General features: G+C 63.1%; 13 protein-coding genes (1 of these 13 cut by a window edge). 11 read left to right on the top strand and 2 right to left on the bottom strand.

Annotated elements, in window-relative coordinates:
* Positions 1-1,476: the 3' portion of a GMC family oxidoreductase gene (locus PWG15_RS16555; protein WP_275021616.1), read on the top strand. It extends 120 nt beyond the left edge of the window; 1,476 of the gene's 1,596 nt are visible here — the last part of the coding sequence; the start codon falls outside the window, past its left edge; its stop codon occupies positions 1,474-1,476.
* Positions 1,477-1,641: 165 nt separating this feature from the next.
* Entirely contained in the window at positions 1,642-2,694 is a 1,053-nt protein-coding gene (locus PWG15_RS16560; RefSeq protein ID WP_275021617.1) for a Tim44 domain-containing protein, read from the top strand.
* Between the two features lie 70 nt (positions 2,695-2,764).
* Here the strand turns inward: PWG15_RS16560 and PWG15_RS16565 are convergent, their stop codons facing one another.
* On the bottom strand, positions 2,765-3,691 hold the full coding sequence (locus tag PWG15_RS16565; RefSeq protein ID WP_275021618.1) for a LysR substrate-binding domain-containing protein: 927 nt from the start codon (positions 3,689-3,691) through the stop codon (positions 2,765-2,767).
* Between the two features lie 83 nt (positions 3,692-3,774).
* On the opposite strand from PWG15_RS16565, the gene PWG15_RS16570 reads away from it, so the two are divergent.
* From PWG15_RS16570 to PWG15_RS16610, 9 genes are all read left to right on the top strand, one after another.
* On the top strand, positions 3,775-4,263 hold the full coding sequence (locus PWG15_RS16570; RefSeq protein ID WP_275021619.1) for a DMT family transporter: 489 nt from the start codon (positions 3,775-3,777) through the stop codon (positions 4,261-4,263).
* A gap of 250 nt (positions 4,264-4,513) precedes the next feature.
* On the top strand, positions 4,514-5,716 hold the full coding sequence (locus PWG15_RS16575) for an MFS transporter (protein WP_275021620.1): 1,203 nt from the start codon (positions 4,514-4,516) through the stop codon (positions 5,714-5,716).
* A 101-nt stretch (positions 5,717-5,817) separates the two neighbouring features.
* The gene (locus PWG15_RS16580; protein WP_275021621.1) at positions 5,818-7,296 is read left to right on the top strand and encodes an aldehyde dehydrogenase family protein; all 1,479 of its coding nucleotides are present in this window, start codon (positions 5,818-5,820) and stop codon (positions 7,294-7,296) included.
* A gap of 117 nt (positions 7,297-7,413) precedes the next feature.
* The gene (ppk2, locus tag PWG15_RS16585; protein ID WP_275021622.1) at positions 7,414-8,328 is read left to right on the top strand and encodes a polyphosphate kinase 2; all 915 of its coding nucleotides are present in this window, start codon (positions 7,414-7,416) and stop codon (positions 8,326-8,328) included.
* A 121-nt stretch (positions 8,329-8,449) separates the two neighbouring features.
* Positions 8,450-9,292: a MurR/RpiR family transcriptional regulator gene (locus PWG15_RS16590; protein WP_275021623.1), complete on the top strand. Its 843-nt coding sequence runs from the start codon at positions 8,450-8,452 to the stop codon at positions 9,290-9,292.
* Between the two features lie 291 nt (positions 9,293-9,583).
* On the top strand, positions 9,584-11,047 hold the full coding sequence (locus PWG15_RS16595) for an MFS transporter (RefSeq protein WP_275021624.1): 1,464 nt from the start codon (positions 9,584-9,586) through the stop codon (positions 11,045-11,047).
* Complete coding sequence (locus PWG15_RS16600; RefSeq protein ID WP_275021625.1) at positions 11,044-11,703, top strand: aspartate/glutamate racemase family protein; 660 nt, start codon at positions 11,044-11,046, stop codon at positions 11,701-11,703. Before PWG15_RS16595 ends, PWG15_RS16600 begins: the two co-directional genes overlap by 4 nt.
* Positions 11,704-11,834: 131 nt before the next feature.
* Positions 11,835-12,425, top strand: coding sequence for an ankyrin repeat domain-containing protein (locus PWG15_RS16605; RefSeq protein WP_275021626.1), 591 nt, complete (start codon positions 11,835-11,837; stop codon positions 12,423-12,425).
* Between the two features lie 28 nt (positions 12,426-12,453).
* Positions 12,454-12,957: a YHS domain-containing (seleno)protein gene (locus tag PWG15_RS16610; protein WP_275021627.1), complete on the top strand. Its 504-nt coding sequence runs from the start codon at positions 12,454-12,456 to the stop codon at positions 12,955-12,957.
* Between the two features lie 27 nt (positions 12,958-12,984).
* Here PWG15_RS16610 and PWG15_RS16615 read toward each other — a convergent pair whose 3' ends face one another.
* Complete coding sequence (locus tag PWG15_RS16615) at positions 12,985-15,204, bottom strand: adenylate/guanylate cyclase domain-containing protein (protein ID WP_275021628.1); 2,220 nt, start codon at positions 15,202-15,204, stop codon at positions 12,985-12,987.
* Positions 15,205-15,382: the final 178 nt, after the last annotated feature.

Genomic DNA, 15,382 nt, shown 5'->3' on the forward strand with positions numbered 1-15,382 from the left:
TACCACTGGATCCACATTCCGGTTGGATACCTCTATTGCATCAACAACCCGCGCACCGACTGGTGCTTCACCACAGCCGCGGAAGAGGGCCTCAACGGCCGCTCGCTCGGCTATCCCCGCGGCAAGGTGCTCGGCGGCTGCTCCTCGATCAATGGCATGATCTATATGCGCGGCCAGGCTGAGGACTACGACCACTGGCGCCAGCTCGGCTGCACCGGCTGGGGCTGGGACGACGTTCTGCCGCTCTTCAAGAAGTCCGAGGACCATTATCGCGGTGCCAACGAGATGCACGGCGCCGGCGGCGAGTGGCGGGTGGAAAAGGCCCGCGTGCGCTGGGACGTGCTCGATGCTTTCCAGAAAGCCGCAACTGAAGCCGGCATTCCCGAGACGCCGGATTTCAACCGCGGCAGCAACGAAGGTTCCGGCTACTTCGATGTCAACCAGCGCTCCGGTATCCGCTGGAACACGGCGAAGGCATTCCTGCGCCCGGCGCAGAAGCGCGGCAACCTGACGGTGCTCACCAAGGCGCATGTGCGCAAACTCATCATCGAGGACGATCGCATCGCCGGCGTCGAGTTCCAGCACGATGGTGTGGTGAAGCGCGCCCGTGCCACCCGTGAGACCGTGCTTTCGGCCGGTGCCATCGGCTCGCCGCACATCCTCGAACTCTCAGGCATTGGCCGCGGTGACGTGCTTCAGGAAAACGGCATCGAGGTCCGCCACGAACGCGCGGGCGTCGGCGAAAACCTGCAGGATCACCTGCAATTGCGCATGGCCTATAAGGTCACCGGCGTGCCGACGCTCAACGAAAAGGCCAATTCGCTGATCGGCAAAGCATCGATCGGGCTTGAATATCTGCTCAGGCGCTCCGGACCGATGGCGATGGCGCCGAGCCAGCTCGGCATCTTCACCCGCTCCGGCCCGGAGAAGGAAACGCCCGATCTGCAGTACCACGTCCAGCCGGTCTCGCTCGACAGGTTCGGCGAGCCCGTTCATTCCTTCCCGGCGATCACCGCCAGCGTCTGCAACCTGCGGCCGGAAAGCCGTGGCTCGGTGCATCTGAAGGGGCCCGATTTTGCCGCCGCACCGGATATCCGGCCGCGCTACCTGACGGCCGAGGCCGACCGCAACGTCGCCGTCAGCGCCATCCGGCTGACCCGACAGATCGTCAAGCAACCCTCCTTCGCCCGCTTCAACCCGGTCGAGTTCAAGCCGGGCCCGTCCTATGAGAGTGAGGACGACCTGAAGCGTGCGGCCGGTGATATCGGCACGACGATCTTCCATCCGGTCGGGACCTGCCGCATGGGCGCCGATCCGGAAAGTGTCGTCGACCCGGAACTGCGGCTTCGCGGCCTCAAGGGCTTGCGCATCGCCGACGCCTCGATCATGCCGACGATCACCTCTGGCAACACCAATTCGCCGACGATCATGATCGCCGAAAAGGCTGCGGGCATGATTTTGGCTGCCAATCGCTAAGACCGTCGAAGGTGCTGATTCCACGCCCGATTCAGGCCTCGTCGCGCCGGCGGATAACGGTAAACTGGCCGAAAAGCGACGCGAAATGCTTAAATCTCGGGGCTTGAGCCCCTATATCAGGCCCTGATGGCTCAGTTTTGAGCCCAAGCAAGATTAGGGGTTATGATGGCAATGCAGCGATTTGGGCGCTTTGGACGAACTCTGGCAATGATGGCGATCGGCATGGTCGTCGCGCTGACCGTTGTGGACGTCGCCGAAGCGCGGCGTTCGGGCGGTGGCTTCGGCAGCCGCGGCACCCGCACCTTCTCGCAGCCGCCGGTGACCCGCACCGCGCCGACAAACGCGGCACCGATCGACCGTTCGATGACGCCGCGCCAAGACGCAGGCCCGGCCGCCACCAATCCGGCAGCCGGACAGACGCGCCCGACCAACGCCACCCAGCCGAACGCCCGTCCGGGCTTCTTCAGCGGCTTCGGCGGTTCCCTCCTCGGCGGCCTCATGGTCGGCGGCCTCATCGGCATGCTGATGGGCGGCGGCATCGGCGGTGCTGCCGGCTTCCTCGGCCTGATCGTGCAGATGCTTCTGATCGGCGGCCTGATCATGCTCGCCATGCGCTTCTTCGGCCGCCGCCGTCAGCAGACGGCCTATGCCGGCCCGTCCGAGCGCTCGTCGGGTCAGTCGCCGTCGAACGGCATGCCGTCGTTCAAGATCCCGAGCATCGGCGGCGGCCAGCCGGGTGGCCAGGCGCAAGCTCGGCCCCAGGCCGCGCCTCAGCCGGCGCCCGTCACCGATGGCCCCGCCGATGAAATCGGCATCCAGGGGTCCGACCTCGAGCAGTTCGAAAAGATGCTGAAGGACGTGCAGGCCGCTTACGCCGCGGAAGACTACGGCACGCTGCGTCGCCTGACGACGCCGGAAGCCATGTCCTATCTTGCCGAAGAACTCAGCGACAACGCGACGAGCGGCGTCAAGAACGATGTGCGCGACGTGCACCTGGTTCAGGGCGACGTGGCCGAAGCCTGGTCCGAAAACGGCACCGAGTACGCGACCGTCGCGATGCGCTACGAGAGCATCGACGTGATGCGCGACCGCGCCACCGGCAAGGTGATCAGCGGCGATCCGGACAAGCTGACGGAAGCAGTCGAACTCTGGACCTTCGTTCGCAAGCCGGGCGCCGAATGGCAGGTTTCGGCGATCCAGGGTGTCAGCCACGACTAACGCGGACGCGAAATGAAATCGACGAAAGGCCCGGTCGGCTCCGCCGCACCGGGCCTTTTCCTTTTCACCGTCACGCGATTGCCGGAACAGCCTCCGACGCGCCAAGAATCTGGGTGATCACGTCCCGGAGCCAACGGTGGGCAGGGTCAGCGTCGCGCCGCCGATGCCAGATCTGTCGAAAGGCAAAGGGCGGAATGGCAAAGGGGGGATAGAAGACAGTCAGCGGCCCGGCCTCTGCGTCGAGCGGCAGGATACGGCGTGCCACCGTCAGCACGAGATCGGTTCCGAGAACGAGGCCAGGTGCGGCACTCCAATGGGGCAGCGCCAGCGCAATGCGGCGTTTGTGCCCTGCGGCCGCCAGCGCCAGGTCGATCTCGTTGCCGGTGTCGCCGCGCAGCGAAACGAGGATATGCGGTCGCTGCAGATAGACCGTGAGATCCATCGTCTTTTCATCACCAAGGCTGGCGGCATCTGCCAGACAGGCGAAGTGCTCTTCGAAGAGAAGCGATGTTCTGAGATCCTCGGCAAGGACGGGAAACACGCCGAGCGCCAGGTCGATCTCGCCGTCGATCGCCTGCGACATCATCACTTCGCGGCTAGCCTGGCTGATGATGAGATCGACGTTTGGCGCGCCCCTGCGCAGCACCGCCATCAACTTCGGCAGCAGCACGAGTGCCGCATAATCGGACATCGCCAGCCGAAAGACATGCCGCTCGCGCAAGGGATCGAACGCCTCTGATCCCATGAGCTGGCGCATGTGCGCCAGCGCCTCGGCGAGCCGAGGGGCGATCTCCAGCGCGCGCACGGTCGGTTCAAGCTGTCCGCCACGGCGCACGAGCAGTGGATCGTCGAAGAGAACTCGCAAACGCGCAAGCGCATGGCTCACGGCCGGCTGGCTTTTGTTGAGCCTGATCGCCGCCCGGGAGACATGCCGTTCTGCGAGCAGGGCATCGAGCACCACCAGCAAGTTCAGATCGATCGCGCCAAGATTATTCATCAAACGAATATAGCACGTGATAAATTGGAATTTCCATTCTTGCAGTCGATGAAGAAGAATTGGGCAGTCAAGAAGGAAAAACAATGCCCACTCTCTCCTCCCTCCTCATGCTTGCCGCGGCGATCTTCGCCGGCGCCGTCGTCCCCCTCCAGGCCGGCGCCAATGCCAACCTTGGCCGCCTCCTCGGCCATCCGCTCTGGGCGACCACCGTCTCGCTCGGCGTCAGCCTCGCGCTCATCCTACCGATGCTGATTGCCTTGCGGGCGCCGTTGCCAAGCCTCTCGTTGGCTTTCAAGGGTCCGTGGTGGATCTGGATCGGCGGCCTCGCCGGTGTGATCTACATCACCGCGGCTCTCCTCCTTGCGCCGACGCTCGGCGCGGCAAGCTTCATCGTCGCTGTCATCGCCGGCCAGATGGTCATCTCCATGCTGATCGATCACTACGGCCTGATGGGTTTCCCGCAAAAGCCGGTCAATGCGGCGCGGCTGACCGGCCTGCTCTTCATCGTCGGCGGCATGGTGATCACGCAGATCGCCAATGTTGCTCCGGCCTTGGCCAACGCAACGCGATAGCGCCGCAAAGCGACGCGGGCAGCCAGACCAACGCGGCTGCCGCTTGTCACCTGGGAAGCGCGCATGGTAGATGGCTGATCATGTCGAGCGAACCCCATTTGATGGCCTGAGCTGCCCCGCAAGGCGGGGCTTGCAACCGTGAGCCCAGAACCGTCCGCCTGTCGAGCGGACAGATTACGTTCGCATCGATCCGCCCAAAGCTCGGCCCTTGAAAGGGCACCCGGATCGACTGCCTGCCATCGGGCTCGTCATGACCACACCCAATCTCTGGGGCGCCGCCGCCTTCCGGCGCATCAGCCTCGTTCTCGTTGTCCATTCTTTCGGTTCCTGGATGCTCGTTGCCGCGTTGCCGCTCATCGTCGCCGCACGCTTCGGCGCCGGCGCTGAACTCGTGGGCAGCCTGGCTCTCCGCCTTCTGCCGCGCATCCTGTTTGCGCCCCTGGCCGCAGCCCTCCTGCGGAGAACCGGTCCGCACATTCCGGTCCGCTGTGCGATCGCTGGCATCGCCGTAGCGATCCCGGGCCTGGCACTGGCACCGGATGCGATAACCCTGCAAGCAATCGTCTTCCTCATCGGCCTTGCGGATACGGTGATCACGCCGGGCCTTCTCACGCTCCGTGCCGCCTCCGTACCGCCCGCCCGCAATATGGAAGCCAACACCGCCTTCCAGGCCATCGACCGCTTCGCCAAGATCTTCGGCCCGCCGGCGACGGGTCTTGCAGCGGCCGCGACCTCGATATCCGCGACACTGTTTGCCCTGGCGCTCGGCCACATCGTCGCGGCAGCTCTCCTTTTGCGCCATGCCGGCAACCGGCAGCCATGTGCGCCTTCCGTCTCCAATGCCCCGAATTTCCGGCAGGAGGTCATCACGATCCTGCGCGACAATCCGTTGCTGTGGGCTCTGCTGCTCCCTGCCCTGGGCTACATGGTTTCGCTCGGCGCGCTGCAGCCATTCCTGTTCTGGCTCAACCGTGACCAGTTTCATCTGGGACCGGAGATGTGGACCGTGCTGCTCGGCGCCCAAGGGCTGGGCGCCCTGATCGGCGCCCTTGTCTCGAGCCGGCTGGCGAGAGTTCTCACCGAGACGCGTGCACTGTTGCTTGCCTATCTCGCCGCAAGCCTATTGGAGGGCATCTCGACCTTCGCGCTGATCTTCGCGCCCGATCATGGTACGGCCACGGCGCTGCTGATCGTCGGCGGCATACCGGAGATGGTCGCATTCGCGGCCTACTTCACTCTCGTGCAGCGATGCCTGTCGCTGGAACGCCAGACTGTCTTCTATGCCCTTACCTTGCCGCTGATGGATCTCTGCCTTGCTGCAGGGGTGCTGTCCGGAGCGATCTGTACGAGCGGGCTCATGTCCCTTGGGCAATTCTGGTTGTTTGCCAGCGCCTGTGCCGTGCTGCCGGTTCTGCCGTTCCTCGGATGGCGCGGGCGGATTGCCGACCGCTGAGCGACCGCTCTGAGCCAAAAAGATCAACGCCAGCCGTCACTTGCGGCTGGCGTGTTTCGTTTCGACTGGCCATACTCTCTGCGGGCTAGAAGGGGTTTGGCATGCAGGATCGATTGTTCATCGACGGAAAATGGGAAAAGCCGCGGCGCGGTGGCACGCTCGACGTCATCAACCCGGCGACGGAGGAGATCATCCACCGCGCACCCGCCGCAACTTATGAAGACATCGACCGGGCCGTGAAAGCCGCTCGTATCGCCTTCGACAATGGTGGCTGGCGGCAATTATCCGGCACCGAGCGCGCCGCCTATCTTCGGGCGATCGCCGCAAAGATCGAGGAGAAGCGCCACTCGCTGGCGCGGCTCGAAGTGGCCGACAACGGTAAGCCGCTGCCCGAGGCGCTGTGGGACATCGACGATGCCGCAGGCTGCTTTCGCTACTATGCAGGCCTTGCCGAAGAACTGGATGCCGATCCCGAAGAGACAATCGCCGTCAGCGACAGTCGCTTCACGTCTCGGGCCGTGCGCGAGCCGCTCGGCGTCGTCGGCGCGATTACGCCCTGGAACTATCCGCTGCTGATGGTCTCCTGGAAAGTCGCACCGGCGCTTGCCGCCGGTTGCACCATCGTGCTCAAGCCCTCGGAGCTGACGCCGCTGACGGCGCTGGAACTCGGCGCCATCGCCGAGGAGATCGGCCTGCCGCCCGGCGTGCTCAATATCGTCACCGGTACCGGCGCGGATGCCGGTCAGCCGCTCACCGAGCACCCCCTGGTCGACAAGCTCGCCTTCACCGGCTCTGTCGTCACCGGCCGCAAGGTGATGATGGCCGGTGCCCAGGACATCAAGAACGTCAGCCTCGAACTCGGCGGCAAGTCACCCTTCGTCGTCTTTGCCGACAGCGACATCGACAAGGCCGTCGAATGGATCATGTTCGGCATCTTCTGGAATCAGGGCCAGGTCTGTTCGGCGACCTCGCGGGTGCTGGTCGAGGAGGAGATCTACGAGACTGTCGTCAGGCGTCTTTGCGAGGAAGCCGCGAAGATCAAGATCGGCAACGGCCTGGAGGATGGCACCCTGCTCGGGCCGATCGTCTCCCGCGGCCAATATGACAAAGTTGTCGGCGCCATCGATCGCGCCCGGCAGGACGGTGCCACGGTCGCAACAGGCGGCGGCCGCCCGGCAGGCCTGAACAGCGGTTACTTCCTCGAGCCGACTGTGCTGACCGACATGCGCGACGACAGTTTCGTCTGGCGCGAAGAGATCTTCGGCCCGGTCGTCTGCGTCAAGCCGTTTCGCGAGGAGGCGGACGCGATCCGCATGGCCAACGACAGCCGCTTCGGGCTGGCCGCGGCTGTCATGTCGGCCGACCGCGAGCGTTGCGAACGCGTCGCCCGAGCCTTTCGCGCAGGCATCGTCTGGATCAACTGCTCGCAACCGACCTTCACCGAAGCCCCCTGGGGCGGCTACAAGCAATCGGGCATCGGCCGTGAGCTCGGCCGCTGGGGTCTTTCGAACTATCTCGAGACCAAGCAGATCACCAGCTTCGACACCGACGAGCCCTGGGGCTGGTACATCAAGGAGTAGCGACGACCGTGTCGCGGAAGCCGCGGCGTCAAATTCCCTTCATGCGCCTGTGAAATAAGCCGACTAACGATAGCATCCCACAGGCTGTCGCGGGGCACACTCAATCCGGAGGGTCAGATGAACAGTTCGAACGACGAAACACAGGACTGGCTGGAAGCGGAATTGGCCGACACGCTCGATGAGGATTACGAGCTCGAGCTCTCCGAGCCGGCGCTGTCGGAAGAGATCCGCAAGATCTACCGAAAGAGCCACCCGCCATCGATCCCGCGTATCGATTACTTCCGGACGCTCCTGAGGCTTCAGTCCGAGCTGATCAAGCTGCAGGACTGGGTGGTCTACCACAAGGAAAAGGTCGTGGTGATCTTCGAGGGCCGTGATTCTGCCGGCAAGGGCGGTGTCATCAAGCGTATCACTCAAAGGCTCAACCCGCGCGTCGTGCGCGTCGCAGCGCTGCCGGCGCCGTCCGACCGTGAAAAGACGCAATGGTATTTCCAGCGCTACGTGCCGCACCTGCCGGCCGGCGGCGAGATCGTGCTGTTCGACCGCTCCTGGTACAACCGCTCCGGCGTCGAGCGCGTCATGGGCTTTGCTACCGAAAACCAGGTCGAGCAGTTCTTCGACGACGTGCCGGAGTTCGAGCGCATGCTGGTACGCTCGGGCATCCGGCTGGTGAAATACTGGTTCTCGATCACCGACGAGGAACAGCAGATGCGCTTCCTCGTGCGCATCCACGATCCCTTGAAGCAGTGGAAGCTGTCGCCGATGGACCTGCAGTCGCGGGTCCGCTGGGAAGGCTACACCAAGGCCAAGGAAGAGACCTTTGCCCGCACCAACATTCCGGAAGCCCCGTGGCACATCGTCGAAGGCAACGACAAGAAGCGCGCCCGGCTCAACTGCATCGACCATCTGTTGACACAGATCCCTTACGAGGACGTGCCGCACGAGGAAATCTCGCTGCCGGAGCGCGTCTTCAACCCGGACTACGAGCGCAAGGTGCTGCCGCCGGAACTCTACGTGCCGTCAAAGTACTGACAACGAAGCGAAGACCCTCGTCCGTTCGCAGTTGAAAGCGAGGCGGCACCCGCCCGCCTCGCTTGCAATGTCTCCCCGAACATCAGAGATTGCCGTGAAACGACAGTTTCATGGAATCGACATGAGCCCCAAAGAACGCTCCTTCCTCACCCGTGTCCGCCAGGTGCTGCCGGAGCTGCATCCGGCCGAGCGGCGGCTGGGGGATTTCCTCTGCGATTTTCCAGGCGAAGTCGCAAGCTACTCGGCCCAGGAACTGGCCGCGCTGGCGCATGTGTCGAAGGCGACTGTCTCCCGTTTCATCCAGCGGCTCGGCTACGACAACTACGAGGAGGCGCGTCGTCATGCCCGCGCCGACAAGCAGACAGGTTCTCGCCTGTTTCTCGCGACCGCCACCGACAGCGGCGGCGAGCAGTCGCTCACCTCCCACGTAGCCCAGGGCGTCGCCAATATCGAGGCGACCTTTCTCGCCATATCCGAAACCCAGGTGACCGCGGCGGCAACCGCCATTCTCGGCGCCCGCAAGGTCTGGGTGATCGGCTTCCGCGCCAGCCATTCCTTCGCCACCTATCTGCAATGGCAGATGACACAGGTGGTCGAGCATATCGCCGCCATCCCGGGCGGCGGCCAGACGCTGGGGGAACATCTGGTCAGCATCGGTAGTGATGACGTCGTCATTCTCTTCGGCCTGCGCCGGCGCGTTTCGCTGATGGAGCCAATCCTCGCACAGCTGGAAAAATCGGGCACGCGCCTGCTCTATATCACCGACGAGGGTGTACCTTTCCTCAACCAGGCGGAATGGCACTTCCGTTGCCAGACGCTGGCGCCGGGGCCCCTGTTCAACCACGTCTCGGTCATGGCGCTCTGCCATCTGCTCACCACCCGATGCATCGAAATTGCCGGCACTGCCGGCCGAAACCGGCTGCGCGGCATCGAAGCCATCAACGACGCGCTCGAGGAATTGTGAGCGCCGATTGGGCATTTGCCTGAAACGCTGGAACAATTTTCAAGCACAGGAAATCTGAGTTTCTTCCGCGCGAATGATGGCCCCTACGCCTAAAGCTTTGGTATTAAACAAGAAACCTTAGTTTCTCAACAAATGGCATGAAATCTGCATTGCATGTGCGGCGCGGCGAACGACCGTTTCGTTCCGCAGCGCATCATAGAATCCTCTATGAAACTGAGATTTCATGATGTAGATTTCATGAAACTGAGTTTTCACATTTTCACGTTGTTAAGCCATAAAGGGGAACGAACCATGGCAGCGGAAAATATGGTGCCGTCCGGCAGGTCATCGCCGGTCATCAGACAGTTGGAATCAGCCTTCACCAAGATCGGCGTCACCGGCGCCCACAAGCAGATCCTCGCCCTCGTGCTCATCGGTTGCCTGTTTGACAGCTTCGAGCAGAACACCATCGGCGTCGCCGGCCCGATCCTGAAGGAACATTGGGGCCTCACCGGCACCGACATCGGCTTCCTCAACACCATCACCTTCGGCAGTGCAGCACTTGGCCGCCTGCTCTCCGGTATCCTCGGCGACCGCTACGGCCGGCGCGTAATGCTGACGATCAACCTCCTGCTCTTCACCATTGGCTCGGCGGCCTGTGCCATGGCGCCGAACTTCGCCACGCTGTGCTTTGCCCGCGCGATTGTCGGCTTCGGCGTCGGCGGCGAGATCTCGACGGCCGTGACGATGCTCTCGGAATTCTGCTCTCCAAAATTCCGCGGCACCGCAGCCGGCCTCGTCAATGTGGGCGCCGGCGGCTTCGGCAACTTCCTGGCACCCGCCTTCGGCCTGATGATCTTCACCCTCTTCCCGGGTGAAAACAGCTGGCGCTGGCTCTTTGCAGCCCTCGCCCTTCCGGCCCTTCTCGTCGTCTTCTACCGCCGCTTCGTGCCGGAAACGCCGCGCTTCCTGGCATCGCAGGGCAAGATCGACGAGGCCAACAAGGTGCTTTCGATCCTCGCCTCCGGCTCGCTTCGCCCGCGCAACCTCAAGGTCCAGGAGTATCTGACCAAGGACCATCTGAAGGACGAGGAACCGGCCAAGAGCGACTGGAAGGAACTCTTCCGTGCGCCCTTTATCGGCCGCACCATTCCGGTCGCCATCGCCATCCTGATGAGCTACGGCGCCCAGCTTTCGGTGCTGACGCTGATGCCGATCATCTTCGTGTCGATGGGCTATACGCTTCAGGGCAGCCTGCTCTACAGCATGATCATCCAGAGCGGCAGCGTGCTCGGCGCCATCGCCGCCTCGATGTTCGGCTACTACTTCCCGCGCAAGAGGGTGCTGACGCTTGGTGCTGTCTTCGCCTGCCTCGCGGCGGTCTCGATCGCCTATCTCGGCACCAACATCTATCTGGTGCTGATGTTCGGCGCGATCTTCCAGTTCTTCGTGCTCCTGCTCAACACCTCGATCTGGATCTACGCGCCTGAACTCTTCCCGACCCGCATCCGCGCCTTCGGCGTGGCCCTGATCCTGGCAACCGGTTCGGCCGCGGGCTCCTTCATTCCCACCATCGCCGGCGCCCTCTTCGATGTCTACGGCATGGTCGGTGTCTTCGGTCTCGCTGCCGGCATGTATGCAGTCTTTGCCTTCTGCATCCAGCTGGGCCCCGAGACCTACGGCATGTCGATGGAAGACTTGACCCAGCCTGCCGACGCCGATCTGGCCAAGGCTGACACTTCTGAAATCAAAGTCGGCGTGGAACTGAGAACGTGAGCGCACATATCCTTCTGATCAACCCGAACAGTTCACGTGCCACCAGCGACATGATGGTCGCCATCGCACGCCGGGCGGCATCAGGACGCATGGCCGTGGCAGTTGCCACGGCCATGCGGAACCCACCGATGATCGTGACACCGGAGCAGCTGGATGCAGCCGCCGCCGAGGTCGTCGAGATCGGCGAAAAGCACGAGGCCGGATGCCTCGGCATCGTCGTCAGCGCCTTCGGCGATCCCGGCCTTGCCGCCCTCAAGAACCGCCTCGCGATCCCCGTGATCGGTATCTGCGAGGCCTCGATGATCGAGGCCTCGCGCAACGGTCGCAAATTCGGCGTCGCCACGACGACGCCGGAACTGATCCAGGCGATCGACGACCGCGCCCGAGACCTCGGTGTCTGCCCGCAATATACCGGCATCCGCTGCACGTCAGGCGACCCACTCGCACTCTCCGCCCACCCGGAACGGCTGCTGGCAGCTCTCGGCGACGCCGTCCGCCAGTGTGTTGAGCTCGATGGCGCCGAAGCCGTCATTATCGGTGGCGGCCCGCTCGGCCAGGCGGCCGAACAACTCCAGCCGCTGTTCTCGACGCCGATCATCGCACCCATCCCGAGCGCGATCGACCGCATGCTCGACCTGATGCAGGTCGCCGCCTGACAGGCATTCATCATGAGCCACCCAAAAGGAGTATGGATCAGGCGGCAGTAACGCCTGTTTCCGCCGGTCGCCCTGTGGTATTTTCGCTCTTTCAAATTAGGCGAGACCGAAGCTGGGGCGGAGGTTGCGCGATGAAATCTCTCTTTGCTTCGCTGGCCGCGGTGGCGTTTTTTACCGCGGCGGCCATGGCAGGTCCCTTGCATGACGCGGCACGGGACGGCGAAACAGAACGCGTCAAACAGTTGCTCGATCAAGGAACCGACATAACCGAGCCCGATGCGGCCGGTGAGCCGGCGCTGCTGATCGCTGCTCTGAAGGGACGCACGGAGGTTGTAGCGCTCCTCATCGAGCGCGGCAACGACATCGAGATTCGCAACAAGGGCGGCCTGACAGCACTGCATGCGGCGGCCTATGGCGGCAATCTCGAAACCGTCAAACTGCTCGTCGCCAAGGGTGCTGCCGTCAACGACACCGCGAACTTCTACAAGATGTCGCCGCTGCATGCGGCAGCCGAAGAGGGCCACGCCGAAGTCGTCGCCTTCCTTCTCGCCAACAAGGCCGACATCGAGGCCAAGGAGCGCAACGGCTACACGCCGCTGACACAGGCGGGGTGGCGATCATACTGGCCAACCGCCGAGCTTCTCCTGAAGGCTGGTGCCACCTGCCAGAAGGCCGAATTGGTCGGAGATTGGCTCTATGGTGAATGCACCAAGCGGCAATAAAACCAGATCCGGAAACGGAGGAAATGGCATGTCTCGATACTCCATACCATTTGCAATCGCGGCGACAGCGGTGCTTGTTGCGTCCGCCGGCCCGTCGCTGGCCGAAGAACCTGTCAATACGGGCTACTTCGGCGATGTGGCGATCAAGGGATACGACCCTGTCGCCTATTTCACCGAGAACAAGGCAGTCGAAGGATCGCCCGAATTCAGCTACCGCTGGCTGGGCGCCACCTGGCAGTTCGCAAGCGCCGAGCACCGTGAGCAATTCATGAAGGAACCGACCCGCTATGCACCGCAATATGGCGGCTACTGCGCCGATGGCGTCTCCTTCGGTACCGTGACGACCAATATCGATCCGAAGGCCTGGCGCATCATCGAGAACAAGCTCTATCTCAGCTATGATCCGGGGGCGGCAGACGGTCTGGTGAAGAACCCCAACAAGGTGGTCGATTCGCGCAAGCATTGGTCCGAGGTGGAGCAGACGCTGCTCACCGAGAAGGCGAACATCAACTGGACCAAGGCCCAGCCCTGACAGCTTATGGACCGGACGTGATCGCGACTATCGTTCGATCGAGAAGAATTTCAGCGCCTGCGGCGTGACGTTGATGTAGTCCGCCGTACGCTCGCCCTTCGCCGTATTGCGGTAGACGTAGCCGCAGACCATACGGTCGAGAAAATACCCGTCATACTTCTCGCAGAGCTGGTTGCCCTTCACTTCGATGCGGCCGGTGATGTTGGTGTTGCTTGTACGGTAGGCGGTGTTGCCGTCCTTGTCGAAGAACTGTGCGAAGCTCGTGCCGTTCTTGTGCACGCCGACCCAGGTCTTGTCGTCGGTCAGTTGCTTGAGCTCCGCCGGACCAAGCCGGTCGCCGGCAGCGCCTACGAAGCCAAAGGGCCATTCGGGGATACCGGCGACGCGTAGGCCGAACAGATGACGATAGAGATCCTCCTCGCGCCAGTAGTCGTAGAGATAGCCGTAGTAGCTGAGGTTCGTATCCGGGAAGAGCTTCAGCAGTTCGGCCGCTTCGGAAGCCGCACTCTGCTGGTCACCACGCTGGGCATAGGCGGACGCCAAGTATTCGCGCACCGCCTCCGCCTTTGGCAAGGACGCACCTGCTGCCTCAATCAACGGGATCGCCTTTTCGAGGCGGCGCGCCGTGTAATAGACAATGCCCGCCAGCAGCTGCAGGCTGGATGACGGTGACGGATCGAGCCTCAACGCCCGCCCGACGTCATCGATCGCTTGCTCATGTTCACCGGTCTGGGCCAGCACCAGCGCCAGGTTGGCAAGCGCCTCGGCATCGTTCGGCTGGGCGGAAACGGCCCTGAGCGCCGATTCCTTTGCCTCCAGCGGGCGACCGTCGACCAGTTGCAGCAGCGCCAGCACCGTATGGGCGCGGGCATTGTTGGCGTCGAGCTTCAGCGCCTGGCCTGCCGCATCATAGGCAATCTTGCGCGCCACCGCCGCCGACCAGAGGTAGTTGTAATCGTTGCGCCAGACATCGACTGCGACACGGGCAATCCCGGCGTGGGCATCGGCGAACTTGGGATCGAGGTCGATCGCCCGCTGGTAGAAGGAAAGCGTCTGGCGATAGGTATCGACATCGCGCCAGACGAGACCCTGCTGCTCGGCCCGCATGTAGTTGTCATAGGCCTCGAGATTGTCCGTCGGGATGCGTGCCAGCTGGTCGCGCTCCCCCTCGCTGAGCTTGACCTCCAGTGCGGCAATGATCTTGCTGATGACGTCGTCTTGGACAGCGAACAGGTCGGCATACTGCCGGTCGTAGCGCTCCGCCCAGAGTGACAGCCCGCTCACCGCATCGATCAGCTTGACGTTGATGCGTAGCCGCTGGTCAGCCCGCTGCAACGTGCCCTCCAGCACGTAATGCACGCCGAGTTCGGCAGCCACGTCCTGGATCTTGGTGGCATTGCCCTTGAGCGCGAAAACCGAATGCCGGGCAATGACGAAAAGGCCGGAGACCTTGGACAATTCGGTGATGAGATCGTCCGTCAGCCCTTCGGCCAGGTGATCGTGATCGCTGTCGCCGCTGACATTGATGAAGGGTAGTACCGCGACCGAAGGCTGGTCCGGAAGGGGATAGGCAAAGCGCTGTGACGGGCCTTGTGCCGGGATCATCGTCCACGGCTGCCACCAGGCAGTCGCGGCGGCCAGCGCCAGCGCCACCACGCCGATCGCTACACGTTTCAACAGGGCAGCGGTACTTCTGTCTTTCACGACAATCGTCTTGCCCGCCGCACCGGGGTCCAGAAGTACCCGGTAGACGCGGACCGGCTCGGCCAACCCCTTGACCGGCTGTCGGCCAAGCGAGGCAAAGCCGACTTTCAGCTTGGAGCTGACCTGGTCATAGGCCGTTCCCGAGATGGCGATGCCGCCAGGCTCGGCCAGACCCTGGACCCGGTCGGCAATGTTGACGCCATCACCGTGGATGTCGTCGCCTTCGACGATGATGTCGCCGAGATTGATGCCGATGCGGAAGTCCAGCCTTTCCCCGTTGGGTCCCTTTTCGTCTTCCGCCTCAGCCTTGCGTTTCTGGATATCGATCGCGCATTGTGCCGCGTCGACGACGCTGCGGAATTCGACCAGCAGGCCATCGCCCATCGTTTTCACCAGACGGCCGTGATGCTCGCGAAACAGCGGCTCCAGGATATTGGAAACGTCAGACTGGAATCTCAGGCGCGTCCCTTCCTCGTCCAGCCGGCTCAAGCGGCTGTAACCGACGACATCCGCGATCAGGACGGCAGCGAGGTGGCGCTCCATCGACGAGCTCTCAACGCACGATGTACTCCAGCCGTAATGTTACCGCAGCTTGGCGGGCGGCGCCATCGGCGCGCATGGGCAAGACGCTGCGCCAGCACCGTAACCGTTACGTACTTGCGGCACCCAGCCGAACTGGCACGATTGCCGGCGATCATTCAAAGGAATTTGCCATGCTCAA

The sequence above is a fragment of the Ensifer adhaerens genome (assembly GCF_028993555.1).
Taxonomy (GTDB): domain Bacteria; phylum Pseudomonadota; class Alphaproteobacteria; order Rhizobiales; family Rhizobiaceae; genus Ensifer; species Ensifer adhaerens_I.